This is a genomic window from Paenibacillus ginsengarvi, assembly GCF_003626695.1.
Lineage (GTDB): Bacteria > Bacillota > Bacilli > Paenibacillales > NBRC-103111 > Paenibacillus_AB > Paenibacillus_AB ginsengarvi.
The window spans coordinates 63,383-82,142 of sequence record NZ_RBAH01000002.1 but is presented as its reverse complement, the minus strand read 5'-3'; the positions used below and the strand labels follow the sequence as shown (position 1 = coordinate 82,142).

The 18,760-nt window shown below is 50.3% G+C and carries 13 protein-coding genes and 1 pseudogene; 2 read left to right on the top strand and 12 right to left on the bottom strand.

Going from position 1 to position 18,760, the window contains the following annotated elements:
- Nucleotides 1-190: 190 nt before the first annotated feature.
- Entirely contained in the window at nt 191-2,647 is a 2,457-nt protein-coding gene (locus D7M11_RS03610; RefSeq protein WP_158606409.1) for a glycoside hydrolase family 44 protein, read from the top strand.
- A 102-nt stretch (nt 2,648-2,749) separates the two neighbouring features.
- Here the strand turns inward: D7M11_RS03610 and D7M11_RS38000 are convergent, their stop codons facing one another.
- The 7 genes and pseudogenes from D7M11_RS38000 to D7M11_RS03580 form a co-directional block, all read right to left on the bottom strand.
- The gene (locus D7M11_RS38000; RefSeq protein WP_158606449.1) at nt 2,750-2,857 is read right to left on the bottom strand and encodes a hypothetical protein; all 108 of its coding nucleotides are present in this window, start codon (nt 2,855-2,857) and stop codon (nt 2,750-2,752) included.
- 153 nt (nt 2,858-3,010) lie between these two features.
- Nucleotides 3,011-3,237 (bottom strand): annotated as a pseudogene (locus tag D7M11_RS37880) (hypothetical protein); the annotation flags it as partial.
- 431 nt (nt 3,238-3,668) lie between these two features.
- Nucleotides 3,669-4,679, bottom strand: a complete 1,011-nt coding sequence (locus D7M11_RS03600) for a Gfo/Idh/MocA family protein (RefSeq protein WP_120745801.1) — start codon at nt 4,677-4,679, stop codon at nt 3,669-3,671.
- A 107-nt stretch (nt 4,680-4,786) separates the two neighbouring features.
- The gene (locus D7M11_RS03595) at nt 4,787-6,121 is read right to left on the bottom strand and encodes an ABC transporter substrate-binding protein (RefSeq protein ID WP_120745800.1); all 1,335 of its coding nucleotides are present in this window, start codon (nt 6,119-6,121) and stop codon (nt 4,787-4,789) included.
- A gap of 17 nt (nt 6,122-6,138) precedes the next feature.
- Nucleotides 6,139-10,533, bottom strand: a complete 4,395-nt coding sequence (locus tag D7M11_RS03590) for a carbohydrate binding domain-containing protein (protein WP_158606408.1) — start codon at nt 10,531-10,533, stop codon at nt 6,139-6,141.
- 48 nt (nt 10,534-10,581) lie between these two features.
- The gene (locus D7M11_RS03585; RefSeq protein WP_120745798.1) at nt 10,582-10,938 is read right to left on the bottom strand and encodes a Rieske (2Fe-2S) protein; all 357 of its coding nucleotides are present in this window, start codon (nt 10,936-10,938) and stop codon (nt 10,582-10,584) included.
- Nucleotides 10,935-12,086 carry an amidohydrolase family protein gene (locus tag D7M11_RS03580; RefSeq protein WP_120745797.1) on the bottom strand — a complete coding sequence of 384 codons (1,152 nt, stop codon included), beginning with the start codon at nt 12,084-12,086 and terminating at the stop codon, nt 10,935-10,937. The genes D7M11_RS03585 and D7M11_RS03580 overlap by 4 nt, the downstream gene beginning before the upstream one ends.
- A 152-nt stretch (nt 12,087-12,238) precedes the next feature.
- On the opposite strand from D7M11_RS03580, the gene D7M11_RS03575 reads away from it, so the two are divergent.
- The gene (locus D7M11_RS03575) at nt 12,239-13,036 is read left to right on the top strand and encodes a helix-turn-helix domain-containing protein (protein WP_193556095.1); all 798 of its coding nucleotides are present in this window, start codon (nt 12,239-12,241) and stop codon (nt 13,034-13,036) included.
- Nucleotides 13,037-14,045: 1,009 nt separating this feature from the next.
- On the opposite strand, the gene D7M11_RS03570 is transcribed toward D7M11_RS03575, so the two are convergent.
- The 5 genes from D7M11_RS03570 to D7M11_RS03550 all read right to left on the bottom strand — a co-directional run bounded on the left by D7M11_RS03570 (nt 14,046) and on the right by D7M11_RS03550 (nt 18,713).
- Complete coding sequence (locus D7M11_RS03570) at nt 14,046-14,963, bottom strand: ABC transporter permease (protein WP_193556094.1); 918 nt, start codon at nt 14,961-14,963, stop codon at nt 14,046-14,048.
- 19 nt (nt 14,964-14,982) lie between these two features.
- Nucleotides 14,983-15,915, bottom strand: a complete 933-nt coding sequence (locus tag D7M11_RS03565; RefSeq protein WP_120745794.1) for an ABC transporter ATP-binding protein — start codon at nt 15,913-15,915, stop codon at nt 14,983-14,985.
- Nucleotides 15,916-16,068: 153 nt separating this feature from the next.
- Nucleotides 16,069-17,250, bottom strand: coding sequence for an alpha-D-ribose 1-methylphosphonate 5-triphosphate diphosphatase (locus D7M11_RS03560; protein WP_120745793.1), 1,182 nt, complete (start codon nt 17,248-17,250; stop codon nt 16,069-16,071).
- A gap of 147 nt (nt 17,251-17,397) precedes the next feature.
- Complete coding sequence (locus tag D7M11_RS03555; RefSeq protein WP_120745792.1) at nt 17,398-17,895, bottom strand: VOC family protein; 498 nt, start codon at nt 17,893-17,895, stop codon at nt 17,398-17,400.
- A gap of 152 nt (nt 17,896-18,047) precedes the next feature.
- A complete protein-coding gene (locus D7M11_RS03550; protein ID WP_240040941.1) occupies nt 18,048-18,713 on the bottom strand; it encodes a hypothetical protein in 666 nt (221 codons plus the stop codon).
- Nucleotides 18,714-18,760 lie beyond the last annotated feature (47 nt).

Sequence of the window (18,760 nt, the reverse complement as noted above, 5' to 3'; positions counted from 1 at the left end):
TAATTAATGCTACTACATTAACTATTTATTTGATTGGGAATTTTTGTTTTTTACTTAACCATACTACCGTTCCTCAACGATCGGATTCTAGCGTCGAAGGCGACAGCTCGCTACTCGATGCTTGTGTTTCACCGGAATATTTTACATAATTAGTACGCAGACCATCATGACTTTCTTGGAGGACCTTCTAGTGAAGCGTCGAACGCATATCAAACTCTGTTCCTTTCTAGCCATATTTACAGCCGCTGTTGCAATCATAGGCAGTGGTGCAGGCGGATCGGAAGCGGCAGTCGCATCGAATCATCCGGCTGAGCTGGCGGTATACGCCGATCGGACAAACGACGGATTGGAGAACGATACTGCGGCTCCGACGCTTTTAGAGGGTGTATTGTCTCAATACGGAATGGTGCTGGCTCCCGGGGATACATCGCGCCTATTCTATGAAGCTCGTTACAGTGACGGCACAGCCCAAGATGTAACTGCTGAAGCGCAGTGGACCTCCAGCAACCCGGCCATCGTATCCATAGATAGCAATGGAGCGCTCGTTGCCCATCACAGCGGCCATGTCCAGATTACAGCCCGCTATGAAAGCAGCTCATCCTCCATGGACGTTCAAGTCACAGAGTATAAAAAGGAGTCGGTGTTTGCGGAAGCACGGTCCGCGAGCTACAGCGACTGGAGCTGGTCCGGGGATAATGCTGCACCCGTCTCGGCTTCCCCCCGCGAAAAGCCTCTCTCTTTCATGGCGAAAGGGTTTGAAGCGATCTGGTTTCACCGGGATACATTGATGGATCTTACCCATTATTACGGAGTGACGTTCAAGCTTCATGGCGGCACGGCAGGCGGACAGAAGCTGCGGGTGACCATGATGCAGGGGCGGAATATAACAGGGGAGTTCAACCTGGACGAAGTTTGGCCGAACGGTCTTCCCGCCGACAAGTGGACGGATGTCAGACTCATATTCGCGGGCCTTGGAGTGAGCAGCATGGCCTTCGACGGTATGGTCGTCTCCGTTCGGGGCGAACACCGCCAGGAACCTGTATATATGGACGATGTGAACTGGCTGAAAACGACGGACACCGTGAAGCTTCCCGAACCGGAGCTGCCGGTCGTCCACGTGTCGATCGATACCAGTGCCGATCGGCGCGCGCTGAGCGATGGAATATTTGGAGTAAATTTCGAGGATATACCGTCAAAAGGCGCTTCCACGATAAACTTTCCGATCAAGCGCTGGGGCGGCAATGTTATGACCCGCTACAATTGGCAGCTGGATACGGCAAACCGCGGCGCCGATTGGTACTTCCTGAGCATTCCAAGCAGCCCGGGCACTATGTCCCAACTGCCGAACGGATCGCTGTCCGATCAATTTGTTGCGGCGTCCAAAAACAGCGGCACCGATGTGCTGCTCCAGGTTCCGACGATCGGCTGGACGCCGAAAAGCCGGGATATTGCGTGGAGCTTTTCCGTGGGCAAATACGGAGCCCAAGCCGGTAACGAATGCGATCATGGAGAAGTCGGCTGCCGGTCCGACGCCGGTACGGGTAAACTCGCAAATGGAAGCTACGTGACGGATAACGATCCGACAGACACCTCCAAGCGTGTTGGAACGGAATTCGTTACAAGCTGGATCCGCCATCTGAAGCAAGACTTCGGTTCATTCGTGCACAAATATGCGCTGGACAACGAACCGATGCTGTGGCCGCATTCCCACTGGGATGTTCACCCGCAAATGACGACCTACGACGAAGTATGGAGTTATACGACGGAATATGCCAAAGCGATCAAGGAAACCGATCCCGGGGCGGAAATTTTCGGTCCGGTGTCATGGGGCTGGTGCGAGTATTTTTACTCGGCCAAGGACGGCTGCTCGGCCGGTCCCGACATGGAGGCTCATGAGGGCAAGCCCTATTTGGAATGGTACTTAAGCAAAGTGAATGCATACAAACGGCAGACGGGTATCACGCTTGTGGACGTGCTCGACATTCATTACTACCCGGCGGAAAACAACGTTCCTTTCAGCAGCGACGAGTCAGCCGCCATGACCAAGCGCCGGTTTCACTCCTTGAAGTCGTTATACGATCCGAATTTCGCGGATGCATCCTCCTGGATTCAAGAACCCGTCAAGCTGCTGCCCCGGATGCACGACATTATCGAACGCAGCGCTCCTGGCACGAAGCTGTCGATATCGGAGTATAACTTCGGCGACGGGACGGGCATCGGCAGCGGTCTGGCGCAAGCGGAAGCTTTGGCGATTTTTGCCCGGGAAGGCGTGGATTATGCGATGCGCTGGGGGACCGTGCCGGCGGCTTCGCCGCTGGAAGACGCATTCAAGCTGTTCTTGAACTATGACGGAGCCGGCAGCAGAATTCAAGGCAACGTCGTCAGCACGACTAGCTCCAACGTAGATGCGGTGGGTGCGTATACGATTATGTCGAAGGATGGCCGGGCCTTCGTGTTGTTATTCAATAAAGACACCGAGGCGAGAACGGCGAGCCTTTCCGCCGATCTCAACCTCAGCGGCACAGCTCGGATTTACCGCTTCGACGCGATTCATCGGTTAGCGGCCGCAGGCACGCAAGAAGGCAGCCCGGCTGGACTTGAGCTTCGTCTCCCCGCCAAGTCGGCTACTCTGATTGTTTTGCCGTAGTCGCTCAATAGCAGCATGCCCACGATCCTGGTAGGATCGCGGGCTTTGCACTTCTTGAATCCGGCATTGCATTTGCCGGATTCTTTTTCTTTTTACACTGCTCTACTTAGCCTTGTACTCGTAAATAATTCCGCGAATTCGCTCTTCACTCAGGTGGAATAGTTCCGCAAGCTCGTCAAAGGAATAGCCTTCATTATATTTAACGGACAGTACATCAAACTAACTGCTTCATAGAAAGCAGGGCACCGTGCAAAAGGCGTTTTTTGTGAGCAACGCTCCCTTCAAACTTTGGACGAAAATGCAAGCCGAAAACTTCTTGTCTAACGACACACGATCGGGTTCATCCAATTTATCTAGCCCTTTTTATTGATTAATAACGATTGAATACATATCCATTTTATGTTTGAATGAAGGCTCGCCGCCTTCAAGATATGTGATTATATATCTCATTATTTTTTCATCACTGGGATAGCCTTTTTGTTCTATCCATCCCCTTAAGTTGTTTGAACTCATAACAATAACTTGTTCAGCATCAGCATTCGTTACATTGTCGAACTGTGTGTAACTATAATAACTTGTCGTCTTCTGCGGTACGCCGTGATAATCGAACAACTTGATGCAGTTTGCCTGAACGGCAACGAAGAAGACGAGTCTGAATCGGTTGTCATGAAGACCGTTTTAATAGTGCGAGATTCTGCTTCTTGGAAATGAAACTGTATGATGAATGTGAGGTGAGCCCGCTTCCGCCGTTAGTCAGGATTGCTTCTTAATAGGATTGATCGCACGATGGATCTCCGCATTTACCTACAGGCTTATCCTCCCATGTCACGATGGGGCTATGGTCCGATTCTTGCTCCTTTACGTGGTCGTTGCCCTTAGGGTGTGTTGTACATCGGTTTCTCCGATGCCTCATAGAAATCCTGACCGCGACTCGACTGGGAGCGGCCGTAATAACGATTGCAGCCGGAGCACGGGGCGGATTCCTCCGAATCCCCGATGCTCCGGCTGCTGTCCGGATCGGCTACACAAGCACGTTAGGAGACGGCACTGTGATGACGTCCTGCTCCGTTCCGGTTGCATCCGAACGGTAGATCGCATCGATAACGGCGCATACCGACTGCCCGTATTCGCCCGAATTGTCCATCGGCCCGTTCCCTTCGATATCGTCCAAAAAAGCGCTCCACTGCACGTCGAATACATTCACCGTCTCGCCTAGTTCGACCTGCGTATAGGCTCGATCTTCACCGGCGATCCAGAGCGAATTCGACCCTATCAGCTTCAGCTGGCCTTCCGTGCCTAAAAATTCGGTCTCATTGACCGGCACATTTTTGTAGCCGCATATGGAGATCATCGCCGATACGCCGGCCGCCGTCTGCATCAGCAGGCTGCCGCTCCCCTCGACGTTGCCTCGCGTCCCGTGATACGTCAACGACGCCTTGACTTTCGTAACCGGCGATCCGCCGATCCACTGCAATTTATCGATACAATGGCTGCCGAGATTGATCATGACGCCTCCGCCGGACCTCGCCTTATCGAGAAACCAGTCCGGACGCTCCGGCAAAAAGTACTGATTATGTCTTCGTTCGAATATCGAGACGAGCTGTCCCAACTGGCCGGAAGCAATGATCTCCTTCGCCTTACGGTTCGCCGCGTAATGTTGCTGAATATGGCCGACGGCCAAATAGACGCCGCGCTTGCGCGCCGCTGCGTTCATCTCCGCGCACTCCTCAACATTTAGCGCCATCGGCTTCTCCATCAGCACATGACAACCGCGCTCGATGCAATCGATCGCTGCCGACTTATGCAAAAAATGAGGCAGCGTAATGATCGCGATATCTGGCCGCAGCTCGCTGACCATCGTCTTGTAGTCGGCGTAAGCGACCGTATACGAAGCGGATGCCAATGATTGCGCCTTACTGTAGTCAATGTCGGCGATACCCGCCAATTCCGTGCGCTGGTCGTGCCTCAGCACACGTGCATGGTCACGTGCGATTGCTCCCGCTCCGACGATGACGGCTCTGAACTTCTTCATATGTTGATTCGCTCCTATCGGTACCCCGCAAAGTAAAGTCTCTCTTCGAAGCGTATTCCAAGTACTTTGCGGGGAGCCACTGTAAGATGTGTTTATTTAATTTAAGTTTATTTAAATAGTTCCGCCAGCTTGGCGTCGTATTTCTCTCCGGCTTCGCGCAGCGCCGTATTGGCGTCTTTCGTGCCGAGCACAACGTTTTGGTACGCTTCGAAGAAGGCGGCATTGCCTGGCGATTGCGCTGTCACGATTTCCGTACTGATCAACGCCGACGGGGCGTACTTGTCCGGAATGAGCGCCTTGACGTTTTTATTTTTGAGCAGTGGATTGTCTTTGCCGAATTCGCTCAAGCCTTTTGATTTGTCTTTCAATATCGGCAGCATTCCCTTTTTCGCCATTCCCGTTTGGAACTCGTCGGTCGTCAAGTAAGCGATTGCATCGAACGCATCTTCTTTGTACTTGCTCGTCTTTGTCACATATAAATAAGTCGGATACGTTGATGCGCCTACGCCCGGATTGTTAGGCAGCTGTGGGTAAGAGGCGATATCCCAGTCGAACTGCTCTTTCAATGTGGTGAGCCCCGTGTTGACGAAGTGCAGCAGCATCGCGGCGGTTTGATCCTGGAAAAACATTTTTTGCTGTCCGGCGAGCGACCACGTATCCTCCGTTAATCCGTTGCCCGGCAATTGCGCTACGCTCGTCAGCAGATTGAACGCCTGCTTGAATTTTTCCGATGTAAATATCGACTTTTTCGCAACCGGATCGATATATGCCACTGAAAACTGATTAAGCCCAATGTTGGCGGATGACGACATCACGAGACCGTTATACGTTTTGCCGCCCTCCGTGCGCGACAAACGTTTGGCCAGGTCCTTCAATTGATCCCAAGTCAATCCGTCCTTCGGATACTCCACCCCGAACTTATCAAAAATATCTTTGTTGTAAAAGTTGGCCAGCGTATTCGTGAACACAGGGAGCCCATACATCCCGTTGTTGGCAAATCCTTTTTGCAGTTCGACCGCCGACGGCTCGATATGGCTCAAATCGAACTTTTTCGATTTGAGCAACTCGGAAATATCGTACTGGTAGTTGTAAGCCGTAAGCATATTACTCTGGCCGATCGACACGAGCAGCACGTCGATCGTTTGCCCGGAGGCGATAAGGTCGGCCAATTGACCTGTGCTGGCAGACAGAAATTTTACAGTAATATAAGGAAATTTCTTCTGAATTTCACTGCCGAAAATATCCATAAACGTTTCGTCGTAGCCGGCTCCCGGCGTGTAAAATACGAGTTCAACCGGCTGCTTTTTCACTTCTGTCGCGGCCTTGTTATCGGCTGGCCTAGCGTCGCCGGGAGCGGTTCCATCCGTTTTGTCGCTTGAACAGGCTGCAGTCAAAGCCATCATACTGGCGAGTAAGGAATATACGATCGCTTGCTTTTTCATGTGAATTTAGCCTCCAATTAATAAGCAATGTTCAACTCGTCCATCCACACCGTACCTTCGGCATTCGAGTTATTGTGCGTCAATATCACTTTCAGCTTATCCTTGTAGTCGGAAGGCGTAGTGAATGTAACCGCTTGCAATGACCAAGAAGTTGAAGTGATAGCTTGATCGACCAGAACCATATTTGTCGTGGTATCGATAATCCGAAGCTTCCCGCCTGCGCTTCCGCTCACTTTTCCAGCAAAACTAACCGTATACAGAGCGCTTGGGCGATAGCCCGACCAAGCGTAAGACAGCTCTTGACCCGCTCCGTCGGCTGTGGAGACCAGCTTGAACGAGTTAACCCCCGCAAATCGGTCTGAAGCATCGATGGTTGCATTGGCAGGGAGCGTGGTCGTACCGCGCTGCCAATAACGGGGGAGCGTAGAATCCCACTTGTCCGGCGTCTCAAATCCTGCGTTCGCAATCTCTCCGCTCGACAACGATGGATACGTATGAACGTCGTCAAATCCAACCGATGAGCCGACAGGCGATACTGCGGAGGTGTAAAGCCTGACCCGCACATCATGGCCGGCTTCCGGCGTTTGCACCGTGAACTCATTTCTGGCCCAACTCGTATTCGATACAATCAATTGGCCAAGATTAGTGGAAGTCGTGTAGTCATACACTTGAACTCTCCCGTTAACGCTTCCATATTTTTTGCTTAAGAATGAGACGATATAAGGCGTGTTGGGCTCATACTGCTCTATTCTTTGCTCCACAATTTCCCAGGTTGTGCCGTTGGTTGTAATCGATAAGGAAGAATCATTCATGCCTGTATCGGTTCCGGTCAATGCCGCGGTTGCCGATGTCGAGTTATGCCTCGTCCAGCGCTGCGGCAATGTGGCGTCCGACGAATCCGCCTGTTCGAAGTCGGAGTTCGCGATTTTGTTGCCGCTCCATTTCGCAACGTCTGAGGCGATTACCGTCGGGCAGCCGTCCGCTTCGCATACAGCATTCGCAATATCTCTGACCAGAGGGTCGAATTCAGCAAAATGGGTCCAGGCATGAAACCGGTTCGTATTTGTTTTATCAGCCGTAACAAGAGGCTGCCTGGAATTATAATACGAAAGTACAGGTTCCGATAAACTCCCATTCCACATCACATCCGTGAACGTACGGGTCAGTTTGGCCATATCCTCGAAGGTAAAAACTTGCCCTTGATGGTAAGCCTCCACTGCCCCCGCCATAGTCAAGCCGGCATGGGAGATGTCTTCTTGATGATAGTTGGCATAATGCCCGTTGTCCCAAGCGCCAAAGCTGTCCCAATAGTTCCACAAGTAGGCGTCTGTTCCCAGTAACGCATTTAACGGATGTGCAATCAGTGTGCTTTTGAACGCACGCTCCATGTCGTTGGCCCTGCTCTTGTATAACGGACGATCCGCGGCGTATGCGGCCACTCCTTCCGTAGCATCGTAGAGCAGATACAGCATTTGGGCATAAGCCAAGTACTGATTATGCGGCAGGCTGCGGCCGGGGAACCATTCTGTGCTGAAGCCTTTTGGGTGTAAATAGACGCCTGTCCCGTTATCGGCTCCATCTGTTCCGCTTATCTGTCTCCAATACGGGTCCCATTTGTGAAACAAATTATTTCCGGCAAAATCGCGATAAGTCAGAGCCTTAGATAAGTAAACGGCATGCAAGGAAGGATCAGCAATCACTTTATTTACAAATCTCAAAACGGGAGACATGATCACGCCTTCGTGCACCATATATTCCCATTGCTCTCCCAATTCAAACGAATCGACCCAGATCGTATGCCCTGCTGTTCCGGTTGGAATGGACACCTCAACGATCAGCTCATGCCCGGCAGCAGGCGTTTGGAACTCGCCGCTTATCCCGGTCAGCCTGCTCGTATTGTTGAAGCTCCAGCTTCCAAGCGTCGTGGCGGTCGACTTGTCGTATACGCGGACTTGCCCGGATGCGCCGGAAGAGGCCTTGCCGCTGAACGAAATGCCGTATGGCGAATTCGGTCTGTAGTTGTACAACTCCTGAAATAGAACTGGCGCTGCAGTGCCACCATGGATAAGCTCAAGGCCGGCATCATCGCTAAAGACGGTTGAAGCATTGGTCCGGTGGGCCTCGGCAAGCGTCGTTGGATAGCTGCGTGTCCACCCTGCTGCTTCTGTATGGAGCAGGCGCTGTAAGGAGATAACGTCTACGTAACCATATCCGCCGCCAGACGATACAGCCTGCGAAATGCGAAGCTTAATCGTCTTACCCACTACACTTGGCGCAGTGAATACAAACGAGCGCTTCGTCCATTTGAGGTCGGAAAAGGTGCTGGCCGCGAGTACCACATTGTCGGTTTCATTAAACACCTCCACAACGCCCTCAGCGTTAGGGATTGTGGCGCGCCCCATATAACTCAACACATAGGTGGCTCCCGGTACGTACGATACATTCTGTTCCAGCCCTTTAACTGCGGATGCGGATGCCTGAATGATAACTCCTTTGGTACCCGTATAGTAATTGTTAATACCTGTAGCCACATGCGCATCGGTAGATGTTGTGCCCGCCAATCGGCTCCAGTATTGCGGAAGAGTCGGATCCGATCCGTCCACCGTCTCAAACCCGCCGTTGCTTATTGCGGCCGCCGGCAAGCTCATGTATAGCTGCAAATCGTCAAAGTAACTGGTGAACCCTGTCAAGTTCCAGCTGTTCTGATATAACCGGATCTTGAGGTTTTTCCCTGCGGCCTCCGGAGCGGTGAACGTCAGCTTGTGCGGCGCCCATGATGTGGATTGGAACGTAGTCGTCGCGATCGTGACTCCGTCTGTTGCGTTATAAACGGCTACCCTACCGGAAGCGACAGTGCTCGATACCTTCCCATTAAAGGACAGCGTGTAGGTTTGCGACGGCACGTAATCGATCGTTTGCTCGGCCATTTTCCAAGAAGTATTGTCCGTTGTCGTGGCCAAGGAGTAGGCGCCGGTAGCTGCGTAGGTGCTAATATATACGCTGGATGAGTTGGCAGCAGCGTTTCGGGTCCAGTTGTTCGGCATTGTCGGGTCAACCGCATTCAGCTCCTCCATGCCGCCGTTCACAAGCGTGGAAACTGCCGACAATACAAGATCGTCATAGTAACTTGTAAACCCGGACAAGGTCCAGTTTGACTGGTACAATCGGACCTTAACGGTATTGCCGGCAACGGCAGGCGCAGTGAACGACACGCTTCCCGATGTCCAGGAGGTGGAGTTAAAGGTTGTATAGGCAATGACCGCGCCGTCTGTCGCATTGTAAATTTGCACTTTTCCTTGAGCTGCTGTTCCGGACACTTTTCCTTTGAACGATAGCGTGTAAGCTTGCGACGGCACGTAGTCGATGATTTGTTCTGCAATTTTCCAGGAGGTGCCGTCCGTCGTGGTCGCCAATGAATAGGACCCGGAGGCGGAATCCACACTGGTATGGACGGCTGACGCATTCGCAGAACCGACCCGGTTCCAGCCGGCAGGCAACGTCGAGTCCGCGGGATTCAGCTTCTCCATGCCGCCATTCTCAAGCAGCGGCTTTGTCTCATCCAAAGCCCGGATCGATATGTGATCAAAATAGGCTTTGTATCCGGGCTGGCCATAGCTCTGCAGCGCAAGGCGAAGCTGGAGGACTCCGCTTGACGGCGCTTTGAACGTAAAGAGGTAACGCTCAAAACCGACATGATGGGCCCGCTCATAAGCGACGACTGCACCCGTCGTCGCATTATACACTTCAACGAGCGCTTGCGTCATTTCCGTATCTACGCTCATGAACGCTTCTACCGCATAAGTTATGCCGGGCGAATAGGACAGGTTCCGCACGAGCCGGTTTTCGTTATTTCCGTCGCTCTCGACGATCACGCCGGCCGAGCCGCTGAAAGCAGCGCCTACAGCTGTTGAACGGTAGGCTTTGCCAACGGCCCCTTGCACATCCCAACCGTCCGGAATATGATCGTTGTCTGCATCCTCCTCGAATGAGCCGTATACGTCCATTTGGACTGTAGAATCGGCAGGCCCAACGAGGGAAAAGTTGGCATTTTTCACCTGATTGTGAGCAGCCGTATGATCTTTCCAGCCCAGCGCTCCGTCGCCGTTGTAATCGGTGGCGTTGCCCATCATTCTGTCGGTGTGGTCTACGATTTTGTCGAGCCAATAACGATCCCCTGTTGTTTCATACATGGTCACGTAGCTGTCGAGATAGTAGCTCTCTTCCCAGGCAAGCGAACCGCCATTCGGATTTTCGGAAGCTGCCCTTCCAAAATTCGCGTTCTGATCGGCGTTTACAAAACGGTCCGTGCTTCTGTCCTGCGCTCCGGCTGACGTCGGCAGCAGGCCGACGGTCAGCACGGAGGCGATTGCAAGCAGCATACAACGTTTTAAATGAAAGCGATTCCACTTCATGCTTGAATTCCCCCTTTTGACAAAGAGTAACATTACTCATACCATCTATTATTTGGGTAAAATTACAAACAAGTGGCCATCGTCAATTTCCACGGGGTAGCCTCTTAATTTCGTGTGTGAATCGACCAACAGCTGTCCATTTGTCAGGTCAAACTCCCAGCCATGCCACGGGCAACGCAGTATTTGCTCTTCCATTCCGTATTTGTACTCATATACAAGGGAAGGGAGCCGCGTTCCGCAAACAGGTCCCTTGCATATAGAGGCGCCTTGGTGTGGGCAAAAGTTGCTCCACGCATACCAGCTTCCTCGTACTTGGTACAAGCCGAACTCGATTCCTGCGATTTTAAAAATCTTGCTTTTCATTTCCTCGATATCGGCTGTTTTTCCGACCCAATGTCTGCTCATTCATCTTCTCCCCAAGCATGCTCGGGAGACTGCTTCGACTTTCTGGCGATTTGATCGGCCAGATCGTTGGCAATGTCGTCCTTTCTTGCCGGTCTCGTATGCAGCCCGTACAATTCCGCTGCGGTCCCCGCCAAAATACGCTGTTTCATGTCTTTTGGCATCCGCGGAAAGGCCATTTTGGGATTATCATTATCCCAATGCGGATAGTCCGAGGAGAACATGACCGTTTTCTCCGCCTCGATCATGTGCAAAATCTGCAATAAATACTCCGGATTATTCGGTTCTTCAACAGGCTGTGTCGTCAGCTTGATGTGGTCTTTAATATACTCGGATGGAAATCGTTTCAGCCATGGAGTCGATTCACGCAGCGCTTTGTAGTTTTTGTCCATCCGCCACATCAGGTGCGGCAGCCAGGAGATCCCTCCTTCGATGGCGACGAATTTCAATTTCGGAAATTTCTCGAATACACCTTCGCATACAAGGCTGTTCACATGGGTCATGTAGTTGATTGGTAAAATATTGTGCCATTCCATGTAACGGGTAGGATAACCCGAAGGCGTTGGCGCTCCGGAGATTCCCTTGCCCTCTGTGCCAGGATGGATGGCTACCGGCAAGCCGCACTCGTTCGCAGCGTCGTAGATCGGATGATAGAAGCGCTGTCCATACGGCATTCGCGCAGCGCTCGCCATAAGCACTTGGACCATACTAGGGTTGGAGGCATGACGACGGATTTCTGCTGCCGCCTCTATGGGATCGGAAGCGTTGACGAAGATCGAGCCTCTGAACCGCGAGCTTACATTCAGCCATGTATCGATCATACCGTCGTTGCATGCGGCAGCAAGCACATTTCCATAGTCCGGGTCCGGGTCCAGGGAAAGGCCCAAAACTCCGGAGCCGGTGAGAATGGCATAATCGATGCCGTACCGATCCATATGATCGCTGATCAGAAACTGAGGGTCGCTGCCTGGAACCCCGCCTTTGTCCGGAACCGCATCCTTGCGGTTTGTGCCTACGGACGAGTAGTACTGCGCGCCGTAGGGCACTTTGACAGTTTGATATCTTTCATGCCATGCCTTCGGTAAATAAGGCAACAACGAACCGATCTGGTTATGAACGTCGGTATCGATTAAGACAGGTGAATCTTTCATTGGTCTCTACCTCCTATTTGTCGCGACACCGATATTATATCGTCGGGCAAGGTTGTCTAGCCATGAAATATCCTCTATTATATTTGTACAATCTTCTACTAAAATGAGCGTCATCTTGAAGGAGGAATACGTCAATGAATCCGCCAAATGGGATGGACAATTTCGATTTCACCATTACAAATTTGCATTATGTCGTTGACTTGCTGTCGAGAAGCTCCGTCAATGTCCAACCAACTCAAGAATCGGTTTCCCAGAATGGATATGTGCTTTCCCTGACAACTCACGGATCGACCAATTATTATATATCGGACAATCATTACAGCGTCTCGAAAGGGGATATATTGTTTTTTCCAAAAGATTTGCCGCGCAAGAAAATATTGGGGGAATCGGACCAATGGAGACATATCATAGTGAGGTTTAATGTTCAGTTCGGAGGAGACGCGGATCAGGCTGCGCTCGAAAGTTTGAAGCCTGTATTTAAAAATATAGATCAGACTCGATCCGGTCTATTGTTTCAAGAGCTCCTTCAGGCGTGGGTCGGAAAACAACCGGGATATTGGATTCGATGCCGCAGTCGCATTATGGACATCTTGCATTTATTAATTATTGATTCTCTGGAGCACAAAACGTCTCATTTGCAGATGGTTGAATCGCTGCTGGAATTGATGTATGCAAACGAACAAAAATTTTTTTCAATTGCGGAATTAAGCCGCGAGATCGGCATCAGTCCCTCCTATTTGTGCTTGATCTTCAAAAAAACGACGGGATTAACGGTTATTGAATACCAAAACCGAATCAAAATCGGCAAAGCAAGCGATTTGTTACGAAGCGGAGAGTACAACATAACCGCAGTAGCAGAACGCCTAGGCTTCAAAGATATTTATTATTTCAGTCGGCTTTTCAAGAAAATGATGGGGACACCCCCCTCCTATATCATGAAGAAGCTGTAGGGTTACAGACTGCAAACAAAGCTGCATCGGCACTCGTACATCCGCCGCTCGTTAGCGTGAAATGCTATGAAGCCTGCTTGCGGATCGCTGAAACGTGCTGCGATCTGCAAGCGGGCTTTCTTCACACATGCTGCATGTGTCCAACACAAGCGCGCCTGATGACGGAACAGCAACGAGGTGACCAATCGCGCTTGTGCATCTGGATGTCGGCGTAATTGGGTAACACGTAATCTCCTACGATCGCCGCACTTGCGAATGGCTTCATACTCCGTGCAGGATCTGAATGAATCGCATACAAATACGAAGGCGCGATAAGACTTTTGTGAAGCGCGCCTGGTCCGCTCACAGGCATCTGCTTCCACGCTTTTTCGAAATACAATTTTGGAATGCGAGGGTTCGCACAAACACCGCCCAAGCTGCAAGCCGGAATCCAGTACTGTACCCGAATACTCAAAGCTGCGCCTTGTTTTATTGAGCTTAATCGCTTACTTGTGAACACATGGACCAGTTGGCTTGTCGGGAATGAGATAAAGTTCTTGTCAATTTCGGGAATTGGATAAAGTTCTTGTCACGGAGAATTGACAAGAACTTTATCTCATAAAAAGCAAAAGCCGCGATTATCGCGACAATTAATGGGACAATGTTCTTGTCACCCGACACCGAATGCGGATGCCTGAAGTTCGTTATTATGGACACTGACCCGGTAATAGGCTATGCCGGAAATTTCTCCGGATTTTTGATCTGACAAGGTGATCATAATTTCGTCAGGAGTGCGCCTCTCGATTATGTAAAATCCTACCGCCTGATGTAATACTAATCATTTTTATAAAAATGTTTTGGGATAAAAAACGTAAAAAAACCGCCTGCCGAACAGCCGATCGCGTCTAACGATCAGGATACAGTTCAGCTCAGGCGGCTTATTTTACTTTTAAACTCTATTCATCGCGATCCATGCAGTCGGCTAATCGAGAATGCGCAAGGCGTCCATGTACGATCGATTCATTCCCGTTTAAGCCGCCACATCTCTTCGCGTGAACATAAACCAGGAGATCAGATTAAAGGCAACAAAGTAAACTGCAAGAACTAAGATGGAGAACGAAAGCGTCATTCCGTCCTGATAAGGTCGCCCGCTCAAATATGGGGTGAGGTCGGTGTTTGCAAACAACAGGTATCTGCTCCAATCGAAGCGGTGCAGCGCTTCCAGCAATATATTGCCCGCGAACAGAGTGGCGATGGAGAAGCCGATGGCCATGGTGCTGCTGCGGAAGGAGGACGAGATCATAAAGGCCATAGTGACGTAGAGAATCGTGGAAACCCCGTTGAGCAAATACGTTTTCCAAAGATTGAGGAGCATGTTCTTCTCCACGATATACCCGTCATTCGTCACTTGAATCAAAGGCAGATCCAGATGTCCGAACCCGTATAAGATCCCGTTCACTAAAACAGAAACGACAAACAGCGTAAGCAGCAAAAGGATGCCGAACATAAGCGAAGAAGCATATTTGGCGATCAGAATCTTCAGCCGATTGGCCGGCCGGATGAGCAGCAGCTTGATCGTGCCGGATGAGAATTCGCCGGCCAGACTGTCCCCCGCGATGATGATGGTGAACACGGTAATCACCAGCACCAGTGCGGCCGAACCGTTCACCCCTTGCCACAAAGTCCCTTCCGCCGTGCGTATGTTCCGCTCCAGTTCGTAATCGATGACGGCAATTTGCTGCAGATTGTACGTGCGGCTCTCTTCCGACAGTTCAGGCTTCTTCAGCGTTTCGAGCCGGCGCTCTTTCTCCTGCTGTCTTTCCGCTCGCCAGCCATCTCCCTGCGATCGTTTCCCCTCGGAATGCCATTCCACTATATTTACAAAGAGCACCAACGCGATCATAAATCCGACCAAAATCCACGTTCGCAGCCGTCGATAAATTTTCATGTTTTCATTGCGTACAAGATTAAACAATTTGCTTCCCCCCCGTTATTTCCAGGAAACGATCCTCAAGCGATTGACGAACCATCTGAACGCCATAAATACGAATTTGGCGCTGCATGAGCTGAGTCAAAATCTCGGGAATGCGCTCCCTTTCGGTTGTAACTTCGACATCCCCCTCCTCAAGGAGCTTGACCGCCTGGATTCCATCCATATGTCTTAATGCCTCCAGCGTCAGTTCCGGCGGCTGCGCTTCGATCCGATACGTCAGCGATTGACCGCTTCCCTGTGTAAAATGCTGAATCGGCTTCACATCCACAAGCCTGCCCTGCTGGAGAATAGCGATCCGGTCGCACATCAGCTCCATCTCGGACAAAAGATGGCTGGAGACGATAACCGTGATGCCTTCCGTGCGGGTCAACTGCCGCAAATAATCGCGCAGCTCGCGAATCCCCGCTGGGTCCAGACCGTTCGTCGGCTCGTCCAGTATTAACAGAGACGGCCGATGCAGCAGTGCTTGAGCGACTCCGAGACGCTGACGCATGCCGAGCGAGTAGGTTTTGACTTTGTCGTGAATGCGGTTCTCCAGCTTGACCAGCTTAACGACCTCGTCGATTCTTTCTTTGCTTACCCCAGGTACCATTCGGGCGTAATGAACGAGATTCAGATAACCGCTCAAATACTTGTACATTTCCGGATTTTCAACGATGGCTCCGACGTGACGGATCGCTTGCTCGAATTCGGTCTTAATATTTCTCCCTTTAATCAAAATCTGTCCCTTGGTAATCGACATCAGTCCGACGATCATGCGGATCGTCGTTGTTTTGCCGGCCCCGTTCGGGCCAAGGAAGCCGAAAATTTCGCCTTGCGGCACATCGAATGTAAGATCGTCGACGATTGTAGTTCGGCCGATCCGCTTCGTTACGTTTTGCAAGCTAATGATAGGTTCGCTGTTCATACATGGCCCCTTTCCATTCGTAATCGCAGTTCGAATTTATCACAAAATTTATCGTTTTACAATATATAATTATTGTTTTAAAAAGAAGGATTGCAATAGCAAACAAAAAAAGCCGCGATCTAGGCGGCTTTCAGACGTTTGGAGAGCAGTTGTTCAAGAAAGAAAAAAATCGGACCTGTATACAGTCGTACCGTTTACAATGGTTCGCTGGATCCATGGATATCCTTCGATGGGGTGTACCAACACGAGGTCGGCCACTTTTCCGGGTTCTATCGATCCATACTCGTTGTTTATCCCCATTGCCTTGGCCGGATTCAGACTCGCCATGTTTACGGCATGGGATAGGCTGATGTTGTGTTCTGCAATCCTAAATACTGCGGCAAGCAAAGACGAAGGCAAATAATCGGAGCATAAAATATCCGCTGACCCCGCAACTATGGCGTCAAGCGCGCTCATATTTTTATCATGGGACCCGCCTCTTACTACATTCGGCGCCCCGACGCAAACGAATAACTGTTTTTCCTTAGCGAGCGCGGCAGTCTCCATGTTCAAAGGGAACTCGCTGACGGCAATACCAAACTCGAGTGCATTTAAGATGGCTTCCTCAGAGTCATCGTCATGCGAGGCGATGGGAATACGATATTCGTGCGCAAGTCTGCTTAAGGCTCGGACATCCTCCCAATTGATCGCCTTTTGCTTTTGAATCGCATTTTCCGCAATGATCTTGACTTCTTCCTTATCCACGCCTTGATTTTTCATCACATACGCTTCGAAAGATCCGGGCCGTTTGTATTGCCCTTGACCCGGGCCGTGATTCATGAACGACAAGTAATCTACGGCACCTGCTCGAATCAGCTCTTCAGCGAGCTTCATTCCCGGCAAATGAATCAACTCGTAGCGGAGATGCACGCGATGACGGATCATGGAACGCCGTTTGCGGTATTTATGAATTAGATCGATAGCTTGAACCAATAACTCGTCCCCGCGAAGACTTAACCCGACCCCGAGAGAGAGAGATTGATACATCGTGGTAATGCCGTTGCCAGCCAATTTCTTTTCCAGCTCGTACAAGGAGAAGTCCATTGGTAATAACGTATTCGGACGCGGTTGAATTTCTTTTTCGATAGCGTCGCAATGAATATCGATTAAACCCGGCAGCACGTACGCGCCCTTTGCATCTATAACTTCGCAATCGTTTAAGTTCATGCCTGCAGATGAGGGCCCGCCCTCGATAACAGTTTCGATGATGTTTTCTCTTATCTGTAAACTGCCATTTATAACCCGATCGGGCTGCACCAGTCTTGCATTAATGATCAACGACCCTGGACTGCTCATAAGCGTCCTCCTTCAACAAACATTTCCAGCAAACAATATAGTACCATATAGAAGGTTCGGGTCCAATACAATGTTAAGATTCCATGAAGGCGAAAACTAAAAAGGCCATCCTTGGAAGGACGGCCTGCCGGATCAGGAGGGTATCCATTACCCCTCGTATGCTTGCTCTAACGACTTGATGTCGATTTTGGCTTTCGTCTGAAGGATGGCTTTCATCACTCTTTCGGATCTGACTGAATCGGGATCGCAGATCATCTCCGTCAAATGACTCGGGACGATCTGCCACGATACGCCGAACTTGTCCTTCAACCACCCGCAAACCTGAGCTTTCTCGTCCCCGCCCTCGGAGAGCTTGTCCCAGTAATAATCCAATTCTTCTTGATGATCGCAATGGACAATAAACGAAATAGCCTCGTTGAATTGGAAGTGCGGGCCGCCATTTAAGGCGACGAAGTTCTGGCCTTCCAGTTGAAACTCGACAGTCATGACTTTTCCTTCAGATGCCTTGTCATAGCTTTCTTTGCCGTAGCGGGTAATTCTTCCGATCTTGGAGTTATGGAATATAGTGGTGTAAAATTGAACCGCCTCTTCCGCTTGCGTGTCGAACCACAGATTAGGCGTAATCTTTTGGATTTTGTTTTGCACCTTTCATCCTCCTTCGTCTTTACTTGCCTTACTTTCATTATAACCTTTCAGCGGCTTGCGGTTTCTTTTCGATTGCTCTTTTCTTTGATGTGAGCACGTTTAATAAGTTTCGCGCAAAACAAATCCCCATGAGCGCCTCATGGGGATTATCATTAATTTTTCGCCTTGTTCAAATCATCCGGATAAACGATGGTTTTGAATACCGTCCCCGTCGCTTGGTCCTTCAACTGAATAGTCGTTTTCATTTTGTCTGACGCAACCCCGTTAAACGACTGATAAAACATGGAACTCATTCCAACCCCGAGAAGACCGATTGCATCAAAGCTGTTTTCAAAAGCGTTTTTATCCACCGTCACTGTAAATTCGGAATATTTCTTGGTAACGTCAACCGCTTTGATCGACTTGAAGTCTTTACCGCTTTTCAGATCGTCTACCATCTTGACGATGGCATCCTCAAAATTTTTCATCATTTCAGCATGCTTCGCTTTGGACATCTTATAAGTTACAGAACCGTCCGCGTTTTTCTTTGCTTCTTTTACACCATCCGTTTTTGCTTTTTCGATGACTTGATCCAGGTCCTGTCCGTTAAAAAAGGATGCTGGTAAAGTAACCTCGACATCTAATAGCCCTTTGTCTACATTAATCTTCTGGCTTTCTTCTTTGGAGCCGGTATTGGACTCGGCGGCAGCCGGTGCTGCATTTGTGGCCTTGTCTTCATTCTTGCTCGCCTGGCATCCCATGACAATCATAAATAGTAAGGAAAGCAGTAGTGCACTAAAGATGTTTTTCATATACCCCTCCGAATAGTAAATGCCCATGAAATGTTGTCTCGAGAGGCTTTTTTGAAAGTTCTTCCGAAACATGA